This is a genomic window from Solwaraspora sp. WMMD406, from assembly GCF_029626025.1.
Classification (GTDB): domain Bacteria; phylum Actinomycetota; class Actinomycetes; order Mycobacteriales; family Micromonosporaceae; genus Micromonospora_E.
In genome coordinates, this window is record NZ_JARUBF010000001.1 from 5,206,457 (window position 1) to 5,224,132 (window position 17,676).

General features: G+C 71.0%; 17 protein-coding genes, 3 tRNA genes and 1 pseudogene. 12 read left to right on the forward strand and 9 right to left on the reverse strand.

From position 1 onward, the window contains the following. Positions 1-169 precede the first annotated feature (169 nt). Positions 170-823 carry a MerR family transcriptional regulator gene (locus O7632_RS22950; protein ID WP_278117125.1) on the forward strand — a complete coding sequence of 218 codons (654 nt, stop codon included), beginning with the start codon at positions 170-172 and terminating at the stop codon, positions 821-823. A 208-nt stretch (positions 824-1,031) separates the two neighbouring features. Here O7632_RS22950 and O7632_RS22955 read toward each other — a convergent pair whose 3' ends face one another. After that, on the reverse strand, positions 1,032-2,348 hold the full coding sequence (locus tag O7632_RS22955) for an MFS transporter (RefSeq protein ID WP_278117126.1): 1,317 nt from the start codon (positions 2,346-2,348) through the stop codon (positions 1,032-1,034). Positions 2,349-2,495: 147 nt separating this feature from the next. Between O7632_RS22955 and O7632_RS22960 the strand changes: the two genes are divergently transcribed. From O7632_RS22960 to O7632_RS22970, 3 genes are read left to right on the forward strand one after another with little or no spacing between them, the layout of a single operon-like run. Continuing rightward, the gene (locus O7632_RS22960) at positions 2,496-3,746 is read left to right on the forward strand and encodes a YcaO-like family protein (RefSeq protein ID WP_278117128.1); all 1,251 of its coding nucleotides are present in this window, start codon (positions 2,496-2,498) and stop codon (positions 3,744-3,746) included. Beyond that, complete coding sequence (locus O7632_RS22965) at positions 3,743-5,110, forward strand: TfuA-like protein (RefSeq protein WP_278117130.1); 1,368 nt, start codon at positions 3,743-3,745, stop codon at positions 5,108-5,110. Before O7632_RS22960 ends, O7632_RS22965 begins: the two co-directional genes overlap by 4 nt. Then, positions 5,107-5,280: a hypothetical protein gene (locus O7632_RS22970; RefSeq protein WP_278117132.1), complete on the forward strand. Its 174-nt coding sequence runs from the start codon at positions 5,107-5,109 to the stop codon at positions 5,278-5,280. Before O7632_RS22965 ends, O7632_RS22970 begins: the two co-directional genes overlap by 4 nt. 282 nt (positions 5,281-5,562) lie before the next feature. On the opposite strand, the gene O7632_RS22975 is transcribed toward O7632_RS22970, so the two are convergent. The 4 genes from O7632_RS22975 to O7632_RS22990 all read right to left on the reverse strand — a co-directional run bounded on the left by O7632_RS22975 (position 5,563) and on the right by O7632_RS22990 (position 6,168). Beyond that, positions 5,563-5,691, reverse strand: coding sequence for a hypothetical protein (locus tag O7632_RS22975; protein ID WP_278117134.1), 129 nt, complete (start codon positions 5,689-5,691; stop codon positions 5,563-5,565). A 214-nt stretch (positions 5,692-5,905) separates the two neighbouring features. Continuing rightward, a tRNA-Val gene (locus O7632_RS22980) sits at positions 5,906-5,980 on the reverse strand. Positions 5,981-5,989: 9 nt separating this feature from the next. Further along, positions 5,990-6,060, reverse strand: a tRNA-Cys gene (locus O7632_RS22985). Between the two features lie 35 nt (positions 6,061-6,095). Next, positions 6,096-6,168 (reverse strand) — tRNA-Gly (locus O7632_RS22990). Positions 6,169-6,424: 256 nt separating this feature from the next. Here O7632_RS22990 and O7632_RS22995 point away from each other — a divergent pair. Further along, positions 6,425-7,027 (forward strand): TetR/AcrR family transcriptional regulator, encoded by a 603-nt coding sequence (locus tag O7632_RS22995; RefSeq protein ID WP_278117136.1) that lies wholly within the window; start codon positions 6,425-6,427, stop codon positions 7,025-7,027. A 58-nt stretch (positions 7,028-7,085) separates the two neighbouring features. On the opposite strand, the gene O7632_RS23000 is transcribed toward O7632_RS22995, so the two are convergent. Beyond that, the gene (locus O7632_RS23000) at positions 7,086-7,961 is read right to left on the reverse strand and encodes a PmoA family protein (RefSeq protein ID WP_278117138.1); all 876 of its coding nucleotides are present in this window, start codon (positions 7,959-7,961) and stop codon (positions 7,086-7,088) included. Between the two features lie 278 nt (positions 7,962-8,239). On the opposite strand from O7632_RS23000, the gene O7632_RS23005 reads away from it, so the two are divergent. After that, the gene (locus O7632_RS23005; RefSeq protein ID WP_278117139.1) at positions 8,240-9,412 is read left to right on the forward strand and encodes an FUSC family protein; all 1,173 of its coding nucleotides are present in this window, start codon (positions 8,240-8,242) and stop codon (positions 9,410-9,412) included. Here the strand turns inward: O7632_RS23005 and O7632_RS23010 are convergent. Then, the gene (locus O7632_RS23010) at positions 9,383-10,372 is read right to left on the reverse strand and encodes a hypothetical protein (RefSeq protein ID WP_278117141.1); all 990 of its coding nucleotides are present in this window, start codon (positions 10,370-10,372) and stop codon (positions 9,383-9,385) included. The genes O7632_RS23005 and O7632_RS23010 overlap by 30 nt on opposite strands. Positions 10,373-10,590: 218 nt before the next feature. Here O7632_RS23010 and O7632_RS23015 point away from each other — a divergent pair, with 218 nt between their 5' ends. Together O7632_RS23015 and O7632_RS23020 are read left to right on the forward strand one after the other, a co-directional pair. After that, on the forward strand, positions 10,591-11,262 hold the full coding sequence (locus tag O7632_RS23015; protein WP_278117143.1) for a 50S ribosomal protein L11 methyltransferase: 672 nt from the start codon (positions 10,591-10,593) through the stop codon (positions 11,260-11,262). 30 nt (positions 11,263-11,292) lie between these two features. Beyond that, positions 11,293-12,426 (forward strand): annotated as a pseudogene (locus O7632_RS23020) (cytochrome P450); the annotation flags it as partial. An 85-nt stretch (positions 12,427-12,511) separates the two neighbouring features. Here O7632_RS23020 and bioD read toward each other — a convergent pair. After that, positions 12,512-13,246, reverse strand: a complete 735-nt coding sequence (bioD, locus tag O7632_RS23025; protein WP_278117145.1) for a dethiobiotin synthase — start codon at positions 13,244-13,246, stop codon at positions 12,512-12,514. Further along, entirely contained in the window at positions 13,234-14,373 is a 1,140-nt protein-coding gene (locus O7632_RS23030; protein WP_278120294.1) for an 8-amino-7-oxononanoate synthase, read from the reverse strand. Before O7632_RS23030 ends, bioD begins: the two co-directional genes overlap by 13 nt. Before the next feature lie 40 nt (positions 14,374-14,413). Between O7632_RS23030 and bioB the strand changes: the two genes are divergently transcribed. The 4 genes from bioB to O7632_RS23050 all read left to right on the forward strand — a co-directional run bounded on the left by bioB (position 14,414) and on the right by O7632_RS23050 (position 17,640). Beyond that, positions 14,414-15,409 carry a biotin synthase BioB gene (bioB, locus tag O7632_RS23035; protein ID WP_278117146.1) on the forward strand — a complete coding sequence of 332 codons (996 nt, stop codon included), beginning with the start codon at positions 14,414-14,416 and terminating at the stop codon, positions 15,407-15,409. After that, positions 15,406-15,630: a hypothetical protein gene (locus O7632_RS23040; RefSeq protein ID WP_278120296.1), complete on the forward strand. Its 225-nt coding sequence runs from the start codon at positions 15,406-15,408 to the stop codon at positions 15,628-15,630. Before bioB ends, O7632_RS23040 begins: the two co-directional genes overlap by 4 nt. Then, positions 15,627-16,133 (forward strand): GNAT family N-acetyltransferase, encoded by a 507-nt coding sequence (locus O7632_RS23045; RefSeq protein ID WP_278117148.1) that lies wholly within the window; start codon positions 15,627-15,629, stop codon positions 16,131-16,133. The genes O7632_RS23040 and O7632_RS23045 overlap by 4 nt, the downstream gene beginning before the upstream one ends. A gap of 208 nt (positions 16,134-16,341) precedes the next feature. After that, positions 16,342-17,640: a hypothetical protein gene (locus O7632_RS23050; RefSeq protein ID WP_278117149.1), complete on the forward strand. Its 1,299-nt coding sequence runs from the start codon at positions 16,342-16,344 to the stop codon at positions 17,638-17,640. The last annotated feature ends 36 nt before the right edge of the window (positions 17,641-17,676 follow it).

A 17,676-nucleotide genomic window follows, 5' to 3' on the forward strand; every position in this document is an offset into this window, starting at 1 on the left:
GAGGCTGATCACGTGTGGTCCACGCTCCGCCCGGGCGGGTACGGTGTGGTCCGGGGCGACGAGCGGCGCTCTGCCGTGGATGACCCATCAACAGCTGCAACGGCCTCGGACGGCACCGGTCCGTCCTCGCCCTCCAACCAGGCCGGCGCAGGGACGGCAAGGGGATTCGATGCGCATTTCAGACCTCAGTCGGCATACCGGCGTGCCCGTCGCCACGATAAAGTTCTATCTACGGGAACGCTTGTTACCACCCGGCACTCCGACCGGCCGCAACCAGGCCACATACAGCGACATGCATCTTCGACAGCTCCTCCTCATTCGGGCATTTACTAATATTGCCGATCTGGATCTGTCCACGGTCCGTGAGTTGCTGGACGCCATCGACAATCCCGCGCTCTCCCTGCCGGATCTCTACGACGTGACGGACCGCGCGTTGTTCGCCGACTGCTCGGCCAGTCGGGATCCCGACGGCGTGCAGCAGGCCCGGGGAGACGTCGACCAGCTGGTCGGCCTGATGGGATGGACCGTCGGCGACGACGCCCCCGGCCGGGATCGGTTGGCGGTGGTGCTAGCGGCGCTGCGCCGGCTCGGCTGCGACAACAAGATCACCTTCTTCGTTCCCTTCGCCAACGCCGCCGAGGGCCTGGCCGAGCAGGAGCTGGATCTGCTGCCCAGCGAGTGCGCCGACGACGACCGGGCCGCCGCGGTGATCCGCAGCGTGCTGTTCGGAGTGGTCTTGGCGACGATCCGCCGGCTGGCCCAGGAGCACGTGGTGGCGCAACGGTTCGGTGCGGCACAGTCCGCCGCCGCCCAGCCCAGCTGACCGCGACAGGATGCTGGCACTGGCACTGGCACTGGCACTGGCACTGGCACTGGCACCGAAAGCTCCGCGACGAGCCGCCAACCGTACGCCGATCCATCGCCTCGGCGCCCGTATCTGATCAGGCTCTCGGCCGAAGAAGCCCGAAGGCCGTCCCGCTGCTCCCACCGCCGAGACCCTCCCCCATCACCGCACACCTGCCCCAGCCACGTCACACCTGCGCGGCCTGCTTCGCCGGCCGCTGCGGATCATCCACCGTCGGCAACTCGCGCATCGTGCGCAGCGGAGACAAGAAGGTCGGCAGGAACACCAGGGTCTGACAAATCGCCGCCACCACCAGGGTGGTCCGGGCACCGAGATACTGTCCGAGCACCCCGCCAGCGAGCGCACCCAGCGGCATCGTCCCCCAGACGAGAAATCGCATGCTGGCGTTGACCCGTCCGAGCAGCCGGTCCGGGGTCAACCGTTGCCGGAAGCTCAGCTGCGTGATGTTGTAGATGACCGAGCCGAACCAGGCGATCGCGGCACCGGTCGCGGCGAGCCAGAGCAGCCAGCCGCGCTGCGCCAACGGGATCAGCAACTCGAACGGCGAACTGGCGGCCATCGCGATCCAGATCGTCCGCCCGTGGCCCAGCCGATCGGCGACGCGCTGGGCGGCGAGCGCCCCGACCAGAGCTCCGGCGCTGCAGAGGGAGAAGAACACCCCGATCGTACCCGCCGACAACCCGAGGTCCCGGGCGAGTAGCACGATCAGCATCGCGTTCGTCATGGCGGCGAGGAAGTTCGCCGCACCGCTGCACGCCGCGATCGGCCGGAGCAGCCGGCTGCGAAGGACGAACCGCAGACCCTCCATGATCTCGCGCCGCAGGTTCGCGTCCGGGGCCGGAGCCGGTTGCTGCTCGACCTGCCGGATCCTGGTGACGACGAACGCCGACGCGAGGTAACCCACGACGTTCACGACGACGGCGAAGGGAGCGGTGATCCACTGCACCAGCAGACCGGCGACGGTCGGACCGGCGATCTGGTTGACGCCTCGGGCTCCCTCCAACTTGGCGTTGCCCTCGAGAAGGTGATCGGCGCCCACCAGGTACGGCAGGTAGGTCTGGTGCGCCACGTCGAAAAAGACCGTCAACCCACCGGCCAGCAGGGCCACCACGTAGAGCTGGGGCATCGTGAGCAGCCCGGTCCACCACGCCAGCGGCACGCTGGCCAGGATCACCGCTCGGCCGAGGTCGGCGGCCACCAGGACGCGACGGCGGCGCAGCCGGTCGACCCAGGCCCCGGCGGGCAGACCGATGAGCAGAAACGCCGCGGTCTCGAACGCGGCCAGCAGACCGACCTCGAACCTGCTGGCCTCCAGTGACAGCACCGCGACCAACGGAAGCGCCAGACTGCTCACCTGCACGCCCAACTGACTGATGACGTCGGCCATCCACAGCTGCCGATAGTCGAACTGCCGCAACAGACCGAGGCGCATCTTCACGAAAGCAGCCTCGCCACTGATCAGCCAGACGTCAAGTATGTCCACTCAGCACCATTCAGCGCGTCGCGCTCGGGCAGCCCGCAGAGAGCAACCTCGAAGATGCGAGCCGGCTGCCGCGCCATTCAGGATTGGCCGCAGGTCGATGACAGGTTGTTGACGGATCGTTGCGGCACATTGTGTCCGCTCGATTTCATGGAGGCGGTTGCCCTGGACGCAATGGTGGAGTTCGACGCCAACAAGTCCTATCGCGACGGCACCGATCGGGCAATCTCCCCAGCGGAAACCCTGCGCCGAATCACACCTCATCTGCCGGCAATGGGAATTACCCGAGTCGCCAACGTGACTGGCTTGGACCACATCGGCGTACCGGTCTACATGGCCGTACGACCCAACTCCCGCGGCCTCGCTGTCGCGCAGGGAAAAGGACTCACCACCGAGGCCGCCAAGGTTTCGGCAATCATGGAGTCGATCGAGTCCCACCACGCCGAGCGAATCAGCGCGCCGCTGGTCCTCGCGTCGTGGGACGAACTCAGTCAGGACCGACGTCTGATCGACGCCGATCTGCTGCCGACCGTGAACGGTACGCCGCTGCGACCCGACCGGCGGATCCTGTGGATCGAGGGTAGCGACCTGATGAGCGACGAGCCCGTCTGGTTGCCCTTCGACGTGGTGCACAACGACTACAGCGGTGCCTCGTTGGCCGTCCAGTCGCCGTTCCCGATCACCTCGAACGGTCTCGCCTCGGGCAACCATCTGCTGGAGGCGACCAGCCACGCGATCTGCGAGGTGATCGAACGCGACGCCGAGGCTCTGTGGCTGATCACACCGCCCGACGTCCAGGACCGCATGCGGATCGACCTGAACACCGTGGACGACCCCGCCTGCCAGCACGTACTCGCCCTGCTGCAACGGGCCGGCCTCGCCGTCTCCGTACGGGACATGACCACCGACATCGGCCTGCCGTGCTTCATCGCCGACATCGCCGAGAACCCGCGAATCGCGGTGAGTCCGGTCGCCGTGTCGCAAGGACAGGGCTGTCATCCGCGTCGCGAGATCGCGTTGCTGCGAGCCCTGACCGAGGCGGTCCAGAGCCGGCTGACGGTCATCGCCGGCTCCCGCGACGACTTCTTCCGCAGCGAGTACCTGCGGGCGACCGATCCGCGCAACCGGGAAGCCGCGTGGACGGCCTGCGCCAAGGGCGACACCCCACGGCGCTTCACCGACGTGGCGACCCGCAACAACACCAGCTTCGAAGCAGACCTCGCGCACGAGTTGGCCGCCCTTCGGGCGGCGGGGATCCAGCAGGTCGTCCGGGTACGGCTCGGCGGCGAGCAGCTCGGGATCTCGGTCGTCCGGGTGTTCATCCCCGGGGTGGAACACGCGGTGACCCCGGACTCCTACCACCCCGGCCCGCGCGCGCGACGACTGCAGGAGGTCGCATGACCGTGCACGTGTTCCTCGGCCCCACGCTCAGCGTCGACCGGGCCCGGGAACTGCTCCCCACCGCCACCTTCCTGCCCCCGGTGAGTCAAGGCGACGTACTGCGCTCGACCGCGCGCCGACCGTCCGCCATCGGCATCGTCGACGGCCGGTTCCACGACGTGCCGGCGGTCTGGCACAAGGAGATCATGTGGGCGATCAGCCGGGGCATCCCGGTGTACGGCAGTGCCAGCATGGGCGCGCTGCGCGCCGCCGAGCTGGCGCCGTTCGGGATGCGCGGCGTCGGTGAGGTCTTCGACGCCTACCACAGTGGTGCGTTGAACGACGACGACGAGGTCGCGGTGGCCCACGGCGACGCCGAGGACGGCTATCAACCGCTCAACGAGGCGATGGTCAACATCCGGGCCACCCTTGCCCTGGCGGTGACCCAGCGAGTGCTGACCGAGGCGACCGCCGCCGAGCTGGAGCGGATCGCCAAGGCGACCTACTACCTGGAACGCGGCTATCCGCAGATGCTGCTCGACGGGGCACAGGCCGGGCTGCCGACCGACGAACTCGACGCGCTGCGGGCCTGGCTACCGGGCAACCGGGTCAATCAGAAGGCCCGCGACGCCGAGGAGATGCTGCGGCTGATGGCGCGGGAAGCAGACGTCAAACCGGCACCGGCGACCTTCACCTTCGAGCACACCGCTTTCTTCGAACAGGCTCGGCAGACCGCCGGCGAACTCAGCGAGGCGGCTTCCGGCGACGGTGAGACACCGGCCGGGCCCGCCGCCGTCAACGCGTTGGAGATCCTCGACGAGCTGCGCCTGGATCCGGTGCGCTACCGGGCGGTCTGGGAGCGCGCCGGGCTCCGCGCGGTGGTGGACGGCTCCCATCCGGGCGCGCCGGACAACCTGCCGCAGGCGGCGGCACGGTTCCGGCGGGAACGCGGGCTGACCGGCACCGCCGAGACCCGGGAATGGCTGACCGCCAACGATCTCGACGTCGAGCACTTCGGCACGATCGTCGGGATCGAGCAACGGGTACGGGACGCAATGGATCAGCTCGGCGAGATCATGCCGCTGGCCGTCGTCGACCTGCTCCGCGTCGACGGCGAGTACGCCGCGATGATGCGACGGATCATCGAGAAGCGCGAGATCCTCGCCGCGCACGGCCTCGATCGGCCGGCCGACGTCACCGACGACGACACCACCCGGCGGGAACTCCGCTGGTATTTCGACGCGATCGGTCAACCGCAGCCGGAGGCGCTGGACAGCCACTGGCGCCCGCTCGGTTTCGCCGATCAGCGAGGTTTCCTGCGAGCCGTACGGCGGGAGTTCAACTACCGCCGGCTCGCCTGTTCAAACGGAGGGAGGGAATCATGAAGGACATCACCGTACCGGCGTGGGCGGAGGAGCCGGTCGCGCTCGTCGCGGCCAAGGGCAACTACGCGGTCATGGCGGGCAAGGGCCAGGCCACCCGCATGCGGGTGGCGCCGGGCGCTGCCGAGCTGGCCGCTGCCGACGCTGAGGCGCTTCTCGCGCCGCTGAGCTGACGCAACGTCTGAAGCCCGGGCGGGACGCCGCCCGGGCTTCAGCTTGCTCTCGCGTCCCCGGTACCGAGCACCGCGTCTGAGCTGCTTATCCTCGTCAAGCAGACGATCCTGGCGTCGGTGCTCGGTGCCGGGCGGGGCATCGCGACTGCCGATGATCACGGGATCGGCGGCCAGTAACCCGATCGGGTAACTCCGCCGAAAAGCTCGCCCGGCGCGGACGGCCGGTCGCCGTCGTCGTCGTCGGGGTGCCGGAACGATCGACAACGACATCCCGTACATCGATCAGAGTTCCAGGCCCATCCCACCGGTGACGACGGTACCGCTGAGCCGGCCACCGACGAACGAGCCGCCCGTCGGGTAGAGGACGCGACGACGGCCGTACGGGGGTGACACCCACATCGCGGATGGCACCGAGTTGGACGGTGACTCATAGCACGAGCCGTCCCCGCGTCGGCGACCCGTCGGCACCGGGCATCCGCTACCTCCGGCGTGCGTCGGGCCGCTGGCGGTGGCGGTGGCGGGTGCCAGCGGCTCCAGGACCGCGGCGCCCCGAGGTTGACGCAGGGGCACATGACGAAGGCCCGGTCGGGGTCACCGAATCCGGACCTTTGCCTAGTGATGTTCATGGTGGGCGATACTGGGTTTGAACCAGTGACCTCTTCCGTGTCAAGGAAGCGCGCTCCCACTGCGCCAATCGCCCTCGTCTGAGAGGTGGAGACGGGATTTGAACCCGTGTACACGGCTTTGCAGGCCGTTGCCTCGCCTCTCGGCCACTCCACCGAGGTTGCCCCCGACGTGCTGTGGCGGCATCTCCGAGCGGACGACGGGATTCGAACCCGCGACCCTCACCTTGGCAAGGTGATGCGCTACCAGCTGCGCTACGTCCGCTTGTCTTGCTCGACCGGATCACCCGGAGGTGTTCCTGCCGACGGATGAGAACTCTAGCCGAGTGCGCGGGCAAGTGCCAACTCGGGGGTCGACCCGGCACGCCAGCACCCCAAGACCCATCAAAAGGAACAAAAACCTCCAGCACCCGGCCGGCACAGGTGAGGCCGACTCACGATACCCTAAGCGATCGATTGCCTGAGTCAGGAAATTGACTGGTAACTCATCGTATCGATGATAGTGCGTTACCGTGTTCGCCGTGACAAGACGTTCGGCCGAGGTGCGCCTTGACTCGCTGCTACGGACCGCCTGCGAAGTGATCGTGGAGCGCGGTCTGGCCAACACGCGTACCGCTGACGTGGCGGAGGCGGCCGGAGTGAGTCAGGCGCTGGTCTTCTACCACTTTTCCACCAAGGATCGGCTGCTGGCGGAGGCCTTCGCCTACGCCGCCGAGCAGGATCTGGCCCGCCTCGAAACGGTGGTCAGATCCTCCGTCGCACCACTGGAGAAGCTCAAGAAGATCATCCGGCTGTACGCGCCGACCGGACGGTCGAAGTCCTGGGCGTTGTGGATCGACGGCTGGTCGGAGTCGCTACGAACGCCCGCGCTCAGCCGGGTCTGTCGCAATCTCGACCTGCGATGGAAGGAAGCGCTGACCGGCGTGATCGCCGCCGGGTGCGCCGACGGCACCTTCCAGTGCCCCGACCCGAAGGGGGCCGCTTGGCGGATCAACGCGTTGATCGACGGACTGGCCGTGCAGGCCACGATGCACGACCGGACCGTCCCCCGCCGACAGCTCGCCGAATGGATCCGGCTGGCAGTCGCCCGCGAAATCGGCTGCGAGCCACACGAACTCGGCTGAATCGGGACCCGGAGGACCTGCTGCCAACCGCCCCGGCGGCAGCCAGACGCCGTACTGGTCAGCCGAACGACGCCAGCGTCGACACCACGCCGTCACGGGTCGACCTCCCGTCGACGACCAGCACCCGGTGCCGGCGGCGCACCGTCTGCCCCGCCGGCACCGACAACGGCTCTTCGAAGGCGAGCGCGACGCACACACCGGGATAGATTCCGGTACGGACGAACCAGTGGTCCCCCGGGGACAGACCGGTGAAGATCACGCTGTACGGCTCACCGGCCGACCCTTCTCCGTTCACCGCCACCCAGGGCTCGGTGCTGCCGTTGACGGCGTCCTCCCCGTCCGCCGCGCTGGTGAACGCGAACGGACTCCCCGGGGCGAGCCGCCAGAAGAACCCGCCGTACCCCGCGCCGCCCGGACGGCCGTTCGTCGCCGGGCTGCCCAGGCTGATCTCCCGGTCCGCGCCGGCGGACAGCTCGTACGCGATGTCGAGGCACCACGCGTCAGACCGTCCCGGCACCGCACCGGCGGCGACGACACGCTCCTCGGTCAGCAAGGTGGCGCCGGTCGGGTCACACCAGCGCAGGCGCTGCCGGAACCCGGCTGGGCCACGATCGAGCCAGGCGTCGTGAGTGATTCGGCCGTGGTCGTCGCGCCAGGTGTAACCGGCGTCCCGGACATAGGTCCGCCCACCCCACAGGTTGGTGCCGGCGACGTCCTGCATGGTCACCGAGACCCCCAGATGCCAGCGGTGGTCCTCGGGAAGGGTGTCGGTGACCGGTACCCCGGCGAGGGTACGAACCGGGTGCAGGTACGGACGGGGCGAGTACCGGGGATCCACGTCGGGCCAGACCACATACTCGGCCACGGTCCGCCCATGCACCGCGAGGGTCACCGGGTCCGCCGATTCGTCCGTACCGTTTGTCGACACTGCCACGACACCACCTCCGGAAAGCGCTTGCCCAGATCGTCGAGCGTACCCGCTCAGACCAGACCTGCAGCCGGACCGCCGCCCGGACCCGCGGGCAGACCGCAGCCCGGACCCGCGGGCGGGCCGTAGCCCGCACCCGCGGGCAGACCGCAGCCCGGACCCGCGGGCGGGCCGTAGCCCGCACCCGCGGGCAGACCGTAGCCGGGCCGGCGACATCGGCCCGGACCGCTCCGGACGGGTGCTGGGTCGGCGCATGAGCGCCGCCGGGCAGGGTAGGTGGCGGGATGCGGCTACCGGACGGGGGCGAACTGGTCGCCCGGTTCCGCCGGGCCGCGCCGGACGGTGCCCGACTCGCCCGGCGACGGCTGCGGCATCTCGGCGGCCGAGCGATCATCCCGGCGCAGGCCGGGGTCGCCGCAGCGCTGGCCTGGCTGCTGGCCAACGACGTGTTGCGTAATCCGGATCCGGTGTTCGCCCCGGCGGTGGCGGTCGGCACCATCGTCTCCGCGCTCGGCCAGCGGCTACGACGCACCGTCGAGACGGTGGTCGGCGTGGCGGTCGGTATCGGTGCGGGGGACCTGTTGATCCTGGTGATCGACACCGGCCCGTGGCAGACCGGACTGATCGTGGCGCTCGCGGTGGCGGTGGCCATCCTGCTGCGGGGTGGCAGCACGCTGTTGGTACAGGCCGGCGGCACCGCCGTACTAGTCGCCACGCTGGCTCCGGCCGACGCCGACATCGAGATCCCCCGCTTCGTCAACGCGGTCGTCGGCGGCCTGGCCGGGCTCGCCGTGGTGCTCGTCCTGCTGCCCCTGAATCCGCTGCGCCTGGTGCAACGGGCGGTCGGGCCGGCTCTGGACGCCCTCGCCGGTCAGTTCGATCTGGCCGCCGAGTCGCTGGCCAGCCGGGACCGGGACCGCGCCCAGCGGGCCTTGGACCAGGTTCGCGCGATGGGACCGCAGCTGTCCCGGCTGCGAGAGGCTCTGGACGCCGCCAACGAGGTGGTGACCCTGGCACCACGCCGCTGGTCCAACCGGCACGTGCTGGAGGAGCTGACCGACGGCAGCGAACACCTCGACCGGGCGGCCCGCAACACCCGGGCGATGGTACGGCGGATCCTGTCGATGATCGACGACGACGAACCGGTACCCACCCGGCTACCCACCGCGGTACGGCAGCTGGGTGCGGCGATCCGGGCCATGCACCGGGAACTCGACCGGGGACAGGAGTTCCGGCGGACCCGGGAACGGGTGCTGCGGGCGGTCAGCGAGGCCGGCGAAGCGTACGCCGAGGGGATCGGCTACTCCGGCAACGTGGTCGTCGCTCAGATCCGGACCGCCGGCAGCGACCTGCTGCGAGCGACCGGGATTCCGCAGCGGGAGGCCAACCGGATGGTCCGGCGGGCCGCCGGCCGGAGCCGGCCGCCGTCACCGCCACCGGCTCCGCCCCGACCGTGATCCGGACAGCTGGTCGTCGAACGCGGCGGAGAGCTGGTCGTCGTACGCAGCGGTGTCGACCCGGTTCCACCCGTCGGCGGCGCGGCCGACGCCGCGTACCGGCGACCGGGTCGGCATCGGCCAGCAGGTGAGGCGGGGCTGGCCGGTGAGGCGGGGCTGGCTGGCCACTGGCAGCGGAGAGTCCGGATCGGCCGTGGCCCGCAGCAGCCGGGCGCGGACCCGCAGTAGCAGCCCGAAGCCGACGAAGACCATCGCGCCACCGGCGACGAACCACGCCACCGGAATCCCCGACGCGTCTCCGGCCGGGATCGCGTCGACCGGCTGGCCGGCGCCGCCGCCGATCCCGTCGTCAGCCGAGCCGCCGGTGGCGGACCCGCCCGCCGGTGGTTCGATCCCCGGTTCCTCGGTCGCCTCGGCCGAGGGCGACGGTGTGGCGTCGGCCGCGCCCGACTCCGCGACCACCGGCACGGTCACCCCGGTATCGGCGAGCAACCGCAGATCGACGGTGTACGCCTCGGCCGTGAAGGTGACCTTGCCGCCCGCGGTGTCCTCGGCGAAGCTGAACTGGTATTCGGCGGTGACCGTCCGGTCGCCGCAGAGGGTTCCCGGATCGAGCCGCACATCGGTCAGCCGGGCGCTGTCCCCGTCCGTGCGCACGTCGATCGCGAACGCCTGGCCCTGTTCGATCCGTGCCGCGCGGACCTGCTCGAGACCGAGCCCTTCGGTACGCAGCACCAGCGACCAGCGCACCTTCTCGCAGTCGCCGCCGAAGTCACGGCTTACCACGACGGTGAACGGGACCGGGCCGCCGCCGGCGAGCGCCTCGTCCGGCACCTCGGCGATCTCCAGGCGGTAGCCGGGCTGGGCGAGGACCGGCCCGGCGGTGGTGACCAGCAGTCCGGCGGCACCGGCCAACCCGAGGACCGCACGAGCCGCGAACCGTCCCACCGTGACCACCACGTTCGTCCCTCCGTAGCTGGAGCGATGTCCCGCCGGCACCGCCGGATCCGGTCCCGTCGGATCCTGTCCATCGGCAACGGTACGGGCGTACCGCTGTGCCGGACAGTGCCCTTTCTTCTCACCCACCGCAAAGGAAAGGGCGGGTTTTGACTACCAGTGGTGAACCGGTGACACCGACCCGGTGCCAGTGTGTTCCGGCGGGCCGGGACAATCCCTGGGTGTCCACTGATCCGGTCGATTTCGTCCGTGCCCACGCCCGCCTCGCCCCGGTCGCTCACCTGCCGGAGTTGCGGCTGTACCAGGCCGACGAGCCGATCGGGCTGTGGGAACTGACCGAGGGCGAGTTCCGCGGCGAGCAGCCGCCACCGTTCTGGGCATTCGCCTGGGCCGGCGGCCAGGCGCTGGCCCGCTACGTGCTGGACCAGCCGGACACCGTGGCCGGGCTTCGGGTGTTGGACCTCGCCACCGGCTCGGGGCTGGTCGCGATCGCGGCGGCCAGGGCCGGCGCGGCACGCGTACGGGCGGTGGACGTCGACCCGGTCGCGGTGGCCGCCGCCGAGCTCAACGCCGAGGCCAATGAGGTACGGCTGGCCGCGACGGTGGCCGACCTGCTCGACGGTGACCACGGCGACGCTCAGGTCGTGTTGGCCGGCGACGTGTTCTACAGCGAGGCGATGGCCGCGCGGATGCTGCGGTTCCTCCTGCGCGCCGCCGCCGACGGCGTACGGGTGCTGGTCGGTGACCCGGATCGGGCGTTCCTGCCCCGAGACCGCTTCACCGAACTGATCGGCTACCAGGTGCCGGTGCCGACGGCGTTGGAGAGCGTACGGGTCCGCCACGCCCGGGTCTGGCAGCTGCGCCCACCGGTCCGTCGGCCGGCGCTCCGATAGCGTGCGTCCGTGCTGTTTCGCAACTGGGAGCTGGTCGACGAGGCGCGGTGGCCGCCGGCCGCCTGGGTGACCGACCACACCGGGGTGGCGCACCTGCTGGTCACCCGGCACGCGCTGGTCCGTCGGGTGCTGGCCGACCCGGCCACCTTCCGGCCGGACAACGCGCTGGACGCGGTCACCCCGATCCCGGTGGCGGCGCTGCGGATCCTCACGTCGTACGGTTTCCGGCTGCCGCCGACGCTGGCCAACAACGGCACCGCCAGCCACCCGGCGATCCGGGCGCTGGTGGCCGACGCGCTGCATCCGGTGCGGGTCGCCGGGCAGCGGGAGTGGTTGACCGGGCTGGTCCGCGACCGGGTGGCCGCATTGTCCGCCGAGCTGTCCGCTGGCGGGTCGGTGGACCTGCACGCCGGACTCGCCGCCGACCTGCCGCTGCTGGTGCTGGCCCGGATGATCGAGTTGCCCGCCACGACGACCGCGACGGTGAAGGCGTTCGCGCGGGCCGCGCTGGAGCTGTTCTGGGCTCCGGTGGACACCGACCGGCAACGCCACCTCGCCCACGTGGTCGGGCGGTTCCACACCGTACTGCGGGACTTCGCCGCCACCGGGGGTGGTCTGGCCGCGGCGCTGCGCGCCGACGGACACCGACCGGACACCGTCGTCGGCGTGTTGTTCTTCCTCCTGGTGGCCGGGCAGGAGACCACCTCGCAGTTCCTGACCCTGTTGTTGCATCGGTTGGTCGGTGAGCGGTCGGTGATCGCCGGGCTGCTCGACGATTCGGTTGAGGTCGACGACGTGGTGGAGGAAGGGCTGCGGTTGGTGCCGCCGATCGTCACCTGGCGCCGTACCGCCGCCGTCGACACCACTGTCGACGGAGAGCCGGTGCCCCGGGGGACCAGTCTGGTGCTCTGGTTGGCGGCGGCCGGGCGGGACCCGGCGGTGGTGGCCGATCCTTGTCGGATGGTTCCGGGTCAGCGCGGATCCCGCCGGCACCTGGCCTTCGGGGCGGGCGCGCACCGCTGCGTCGGGGCGCAGTTGGCCCGGATGGAGAGCGCGGTGGTGCTGGCCGAGGCCGCGCCGCTGCTGGGACCCGCCGAGGTGGTACGGGCACCATGGTCACCGGACAACCTGTCGTTCCGGATGCCGGACACGTTCGTGATCCGTTGGCGGGCCGGCCATGGCGGACCGGTCGGTGACGCACCGACCAGCGGCGGACCGGTCGGTGACGCACCGACCAGCGGCGGACCGGTCAGCTGACGTCCTCAGCCCAGGCCCGCCAGTCGTCCAGCACACCGTAGAGCGCCGGGGTCAGCCACCCCGGGGCGGATCGGCGGAACACGCCCGGGTCGAGGCCGCCCGCGCCGTCGGGCAACGCGCCGACCATCGTCGGCACCAACTCGCTCAGGTTGGCCCAGTGCACCAGTTCGGGTTCGGCCGGCCAGGCCCCGAGCACCACCCCGGCGGGGATCGCCCGGCGGTCCAGCGCCTCCAGGGTGAGCGCCGTGTGATTGAGGGTGCCGAGACCGGCCCGGGTCACCACGACCGCGGGTGCGCCCAACGACACCGCCAGGTCGGCGATCGTCCAGGGCTCACCCGACGGACGGAGTCCCATCGGCACCAGCAGCCCACCGGCGCCCTCGACGAGAACCAGGTCGTGCTTGTCCGCGTCGGCCCGGACCGCGTCGACCGCCGCGTACAGCTCCAGCGGCTCGGCCTCGGCGACCCGCGCGGCGGCCAGCGGCGCCAGGGGTTCCGGATAGCTGGCCAGGGTCCGTACGGTGCTCGGTTCCGCCAGTCGGCCGACGATCTCGGCGTCCGGCCGTTCGCCGGTCACCGTACCGGTCTGCCCGGGTTTGATCATGGCCACCCGCAGACCGGCGGTCTGCGCCGCCGCGACGATGGCCGCGGTGACCACGGTCTTGCCGACCCCGGTGTCGGTGCCGGTGACCACCACCGGGCCGCGCCAGCCGGTCACGGCGCGCACTTCGCGATCACGTCGAGTGCCTGTTCGAAATCGGCTCGGGCGATGCCCACGTTGACTGTCAGCCGCAGCCGGGCTCGCCCGTCCGGCGTGGACGGCGGACGAAAGCAGCCGACCGCCACGCCCTCCTCCCCGCAGCGTCGCGCCCAGTCGAGCGCCGCCTGCGATCCGGGTGCCGCCACCGAGACGACGCCACCGGCGGGTGGGCCGCCGACGGTCAGACCGGCGTCGGTCAGTCGGGACACCGCGAGGTGGACCCGGGCGGCGAGTTCGGTGCGCAGCGACTCGCCGGAACGCGCCAGGTCGACCGCCACCCGCACGCCGGCTGCCACCGCCGGTGGCAGCGCCGTGTCGAAGATGAAGGTCCGGCCGGTGTCGATCACGTGCCGGATCAGTGGCTCCGGGCCGGCGAGCAGGCCGCCGGCGCCGCCGAGCGCCTTGGACAAGGTGGCCGTCACCAGCACGTCCGGCGCGCCGGACAGCCCGGCGGCGGCCACTCCGCCCGCGCCGTGCGGGCCCATCACCCCGAGCGCGTGGGCGTCGTCCACCAGCAGCAGCGCGCCGTGGCGACGGACCACCGCGTGCAGGTCGGCCAGCGGCGCGAGGTCGCCGTCGACGGAGAAGATCGACTCGGTCACCACCACCGCCGGGCGTCCGGGGTGCGCGGCCAGCACCGCCTCGACCGCCGCCGGATCGGCGTGCGCGACGACCTCGGTCCGCGCGCCGGAGAGCCGGCAGCCGTCGATCAGTGAGGCGTGGTTGTGCGCGTCGCTGATCAGCAGCGTACGGGGCTGTGTGACGGCCCGGACCGCGCCGAGGTTGGCCAGGTAGCCGGACGAGTACACCAGCGTGGCGTCCGCGCCCAGCCAGTGGGCCAGGGCGGTTTCGACGGCGGTGTGCGCAGCGGTCGAACCACGGACCAGCCGGGAGCCGGTGGCGCCGAGTCCGTACTGCCGCAGCGCGTCAGCGGCGGCGGCGGCGACCTGCGGGTGCCGGGCCAGACCCAGGTAGTCGTTGCCCGCCAGGTCGACCCCCGCGTCGGTCGCGGCGCGGGGACGCAACTCACGGGTCAGCCCCGCCTTGGCGCGCAGGGCGGCGCGCCGCCGCAGGCTGTCCAACCAGTCCGCCACGTGTCCCCCTCGTCGTCGCACCGCCTTGTAGGGTACGACCATGGCTGAGATCCTCGACCTAGCCCGCGCTCAAGTCCTGGAGCGTGGCGTCGGCCTGGACGAGGCAGGCGTACTCGCGGTGTTGCGCCTCCCCGACGACCAGTTGCCGGCCGCCCTGCAACTCGCCCACGAGGTCCGCATGCGCTGGTGCGGTCCGGACGTCGAGGTGGAGGGCATCGTCTCGGTGAAGACCGGGGGCTGCCCGGAGGACTGCCATTTCTGTTCACAGTCCGGCCTGTTCGCCTCGCCGGTACGGGCGGTGTGGCTCGACATTCCCTCCCTTGTGGAGGCAGCGAAGCAGACCGCCGCGACCGGCGCGACCGAGTTCTGCATCGTGGCCGCGGTCCGTGGTCCGGACGCGCGGTTGATGCGCCAGATGCGCGAGGGCGTCGCCGCGATCAAGGCCGAGGTGGACATCCAGGTCGCCGCGTCGCTGGGCATGCTCACCCAGCAGCAGGTCGACGATCTCGTCGAGATGGGTGTGCACCGCTACAACCACAATCTGGAGACCTGTCGGTCGTTCTTCCCCAACGTGGTCAGCACGCACACCTTCGAGGAGCGGTGGGAGACGCTGCGGATGGTGCGCGAGTCGGGCATGGAGGTGTGCTGTGGCGGCATCCTCGGGCTGGGCGAGACAATCGAGCAGCGCGCCGAGTTCGCCGCCCAACTCGCTGAACTCGACCCGCACGAGGTGCCGCTGAACTTCCTCAACCCGCGGCCGGGCACGCCGCTCGGCGACCGCCCGGTGGTCGACGCGCGGGACGCGCTGCGGGCGATCGCCGCGTTCCGGTTGGCGATGCCCCGCACCATTCTGCGGTACGCCGGCGGTCGGGAGATCACCCTCGGCGATCTCGGCACCCGGGACGGTCTGCTCGGCGGGATCAACGCCGTGATCGTGGGCAACTATCTGACCACGCTCGGTCGCCCGGCGAGCGAGGACCTCGCCCTGCTCGACGACCTGAAGATGCCGGTCAAGGCCCTGTCCGCGACGATCTGAGCGGTGCCGTGGACGTCGACGTGCTCTGGTGCGACCGGTGCGGCGAGGCCGCCGACACCGGTACGCACGATTCCTGCGCGGCCGCGCGTGCCTGGGAACCACCGCGTTTCTGTGTCCGGTGCCGGCGCCGGATGAAGGTGCAGGTACTGCCGGCCGGCTGGTCGGCCCGGTGCGTCGCCCACGGCGAGAGCCGACACGACGGCACGGGCGCCGGTCGTTGACGACCGTACGGTTGTCGATCCGGGCGGCGCGTGACGCGGACTGGCCGGGTATCTGGCGATGCCTGGCTCCGGTGATCGCCGCCGGGGAGACGCTCGCCTGTGATCCGGCGATGTCCGAGGAGGCGGCCCGCGACTATTGGCTGGTCGTGCCGGCACGTGGCCGGGTGGTGGTGGCGGTGGACGACGACGGCACCGTGCTGGGCACCGCCCGGAGTCTGCCCAACCAGGGCGGCGGCGGCGATCACGTGGCGAACGCGTCGTTCGTGGTCGGCCCGCACGCGGCCGGGCAGGGAGTGGGCCGGGCTCTCGGCCGGCGGGTGATCGATCAGGCCCGGCTCGACGGTTTCCGGGCTATGCAGTTCAACGCGGTGGTCGAGACGAACGCACGGGCGGTCCGGTTGTGGCGCTCGCTCGGGTTCCAGGTGTTGACCACCGTGCCGGAGGCGTTCCGTCATCCCCGGCATGGTCGGGTCGGACTGCACGTGATGCACCGACGCCTCTGATCTGTGCCCACCACCGGCTCCAGCCGTCGCGGCACCGGGACGGGGACGTCCCATGACGCCGACGCCGACCCGGGCAGACCCTCGACAACGACGATTACCATCGATGTTGATCTATCGCATAGCCGACACGAAGAGCCACCGACCGATAGTTTTGCGTCACCCTTCCTCTGGCGGACCGCCCGGCCCGCCAGAGCCACGAGGAGGAGACGTGACAGGTCACCGAGGCCCGACCCGCACCAGGACGCCGGGCAGCGTCCTGCGCATGCTCGGCAGTGTCGGCGCCAGCGCACTACTCGTCACCGCACTGGTCGCCGTCCCGGCCGGAGCGGCACCGTCCACCAGCGCGAAGGCACCGCTCGCCAGTGACACCGGCCGGTCCACCGACCTGACCGCCGCGATGGCACAGGCGTACCGCAACACCTACCCCGGGCTGAGCGCCGACGCCGCCGCCAGGGCCGCCACCGTCCAGTCCAGCGGCGAACAGCTCAAGGCCGAACTCGTCAAGCGCGCCGACACCTTCGGCGGTGCCTGGTTCGATCCCTTCTCGGCCACCTACCAGGTGGCGGTCACCACCGCCACGGCGGAAGCCGAGATCGCCACGATCAGCCGGGACCTGCGCGTCCCGGTCCGCACCCACCGGGTCACTCGCACCTACGCCCAACTGGAACAGCTGGCGGAATCGCTGCGGACCGGCACCGACGCGTTCAGCCGGGCCGCCGCGGGTCTGGTCGGCATCGACGTGGAGACCAACCAGGTCGTCGTCGCGATTCCATCCCGCCAGCGGGCCGCCCTGGCCGGAGCCGTCCCCGCCGGGGTCAGCCTGGTCGACGCCCAGAACCGACCGTTCGACCTCGACGTCTGCAACTCCCGCAACGACTGCAACGACAGCCTCCGGTCCGGACTGGTCATCCGACGGTCCGGCGGTTCCTGCTCGGCCGGATTCACCGCCCGGGGCAGCACCGGCATCCGGTTCCTGCTCACCTCCGGACACTGCGCCGGACTCAACGCCGCCTGGTCGACCGGCACCACCACCCCCACGACGATCGGTACGATGACCGACGCGATCGACTCCGGAGTGGTCGACGCCGGCGCCATCCAGGTCACCAACGCCAGCTACAGCGCCGACACCGTCGGCCGGATCTACATGCACAACATGGCCGGCCGCTTCGTGGGCGTCAACGGCGCCGCTCCGTCGATGTCCTTCATCCTGCAGGGCGAGACGGTCTGCCTCGCCGCCCGGATCATCGACCCGGCCAACCCGGGCAACCCGTGCGGCACCATCACCTCGGTCAGCGACCCGAACAAGCGCGGCATGGTCCGCGTCGGCGGTTACGACGCCTGCCCGGGTGACAGTGGCGGCGGCTGGTACTGGCTCAGCTCCAGCGGCAGCCGCTGGGCGTACGGGCTGCACAGCCGCAGTGAGAGCGGGTGCAACGCCGCTCCGAACAACTCCTGGTTCAGCCCGCTACCGTCGTTCTGGACCGGCCTGACCTACGAACTCGGCTGAGCTCCCGCCGGCTGACAGCCGGGCCGGCCCGGGCGG

Excerpts from the sequence above, each read along its gene's own strand:
- O7632_RS23005 (WP_278117139.1), top strand. The coding sequence starts at position 8,240 with ATGCGGCTACCGGACGGGGGCGAACTGGTCGCCCGGTTCCGCCGGGCC.
- O7632_RS22960 (WP_278117128.1), top strand. The coding sequence starts at position 2,496 with ATGGAGGCGGTTGCCCTGGACGCAATGGTGGAGTTCGACGCCAACAAG.
- O7632_RS22950 (WP_278117125.1), top strand. The coding sequence starts at position 170 with ATGCGCATTTCAGACCTCAGTCGGCATACCGGCGTGCCCGTCGCCACG.
- O7632_RS22970 (WP_278117132.1), top strand. The coding sequence starts at position 5,107 with ATGAAGGACATCACCGTACCGGCGTGGGCGGAGGAGCCGGTCGCGCTC.
- O7632_RS22965 (WP_278117130.1), top strand. The coding sequence starts at position 3,743 with ATGACCGTGCACGTGTTCCTCGGCCCCACGCTCAGCGTCGACCGGGCC.
- bioB (WP_278117146.1), top strand. The coding sequence starts at position 14,414 with ATGGCTGAGATCCTCGACCTAGCCCGCGCTCAAGTCCTGGAGCGTGGC.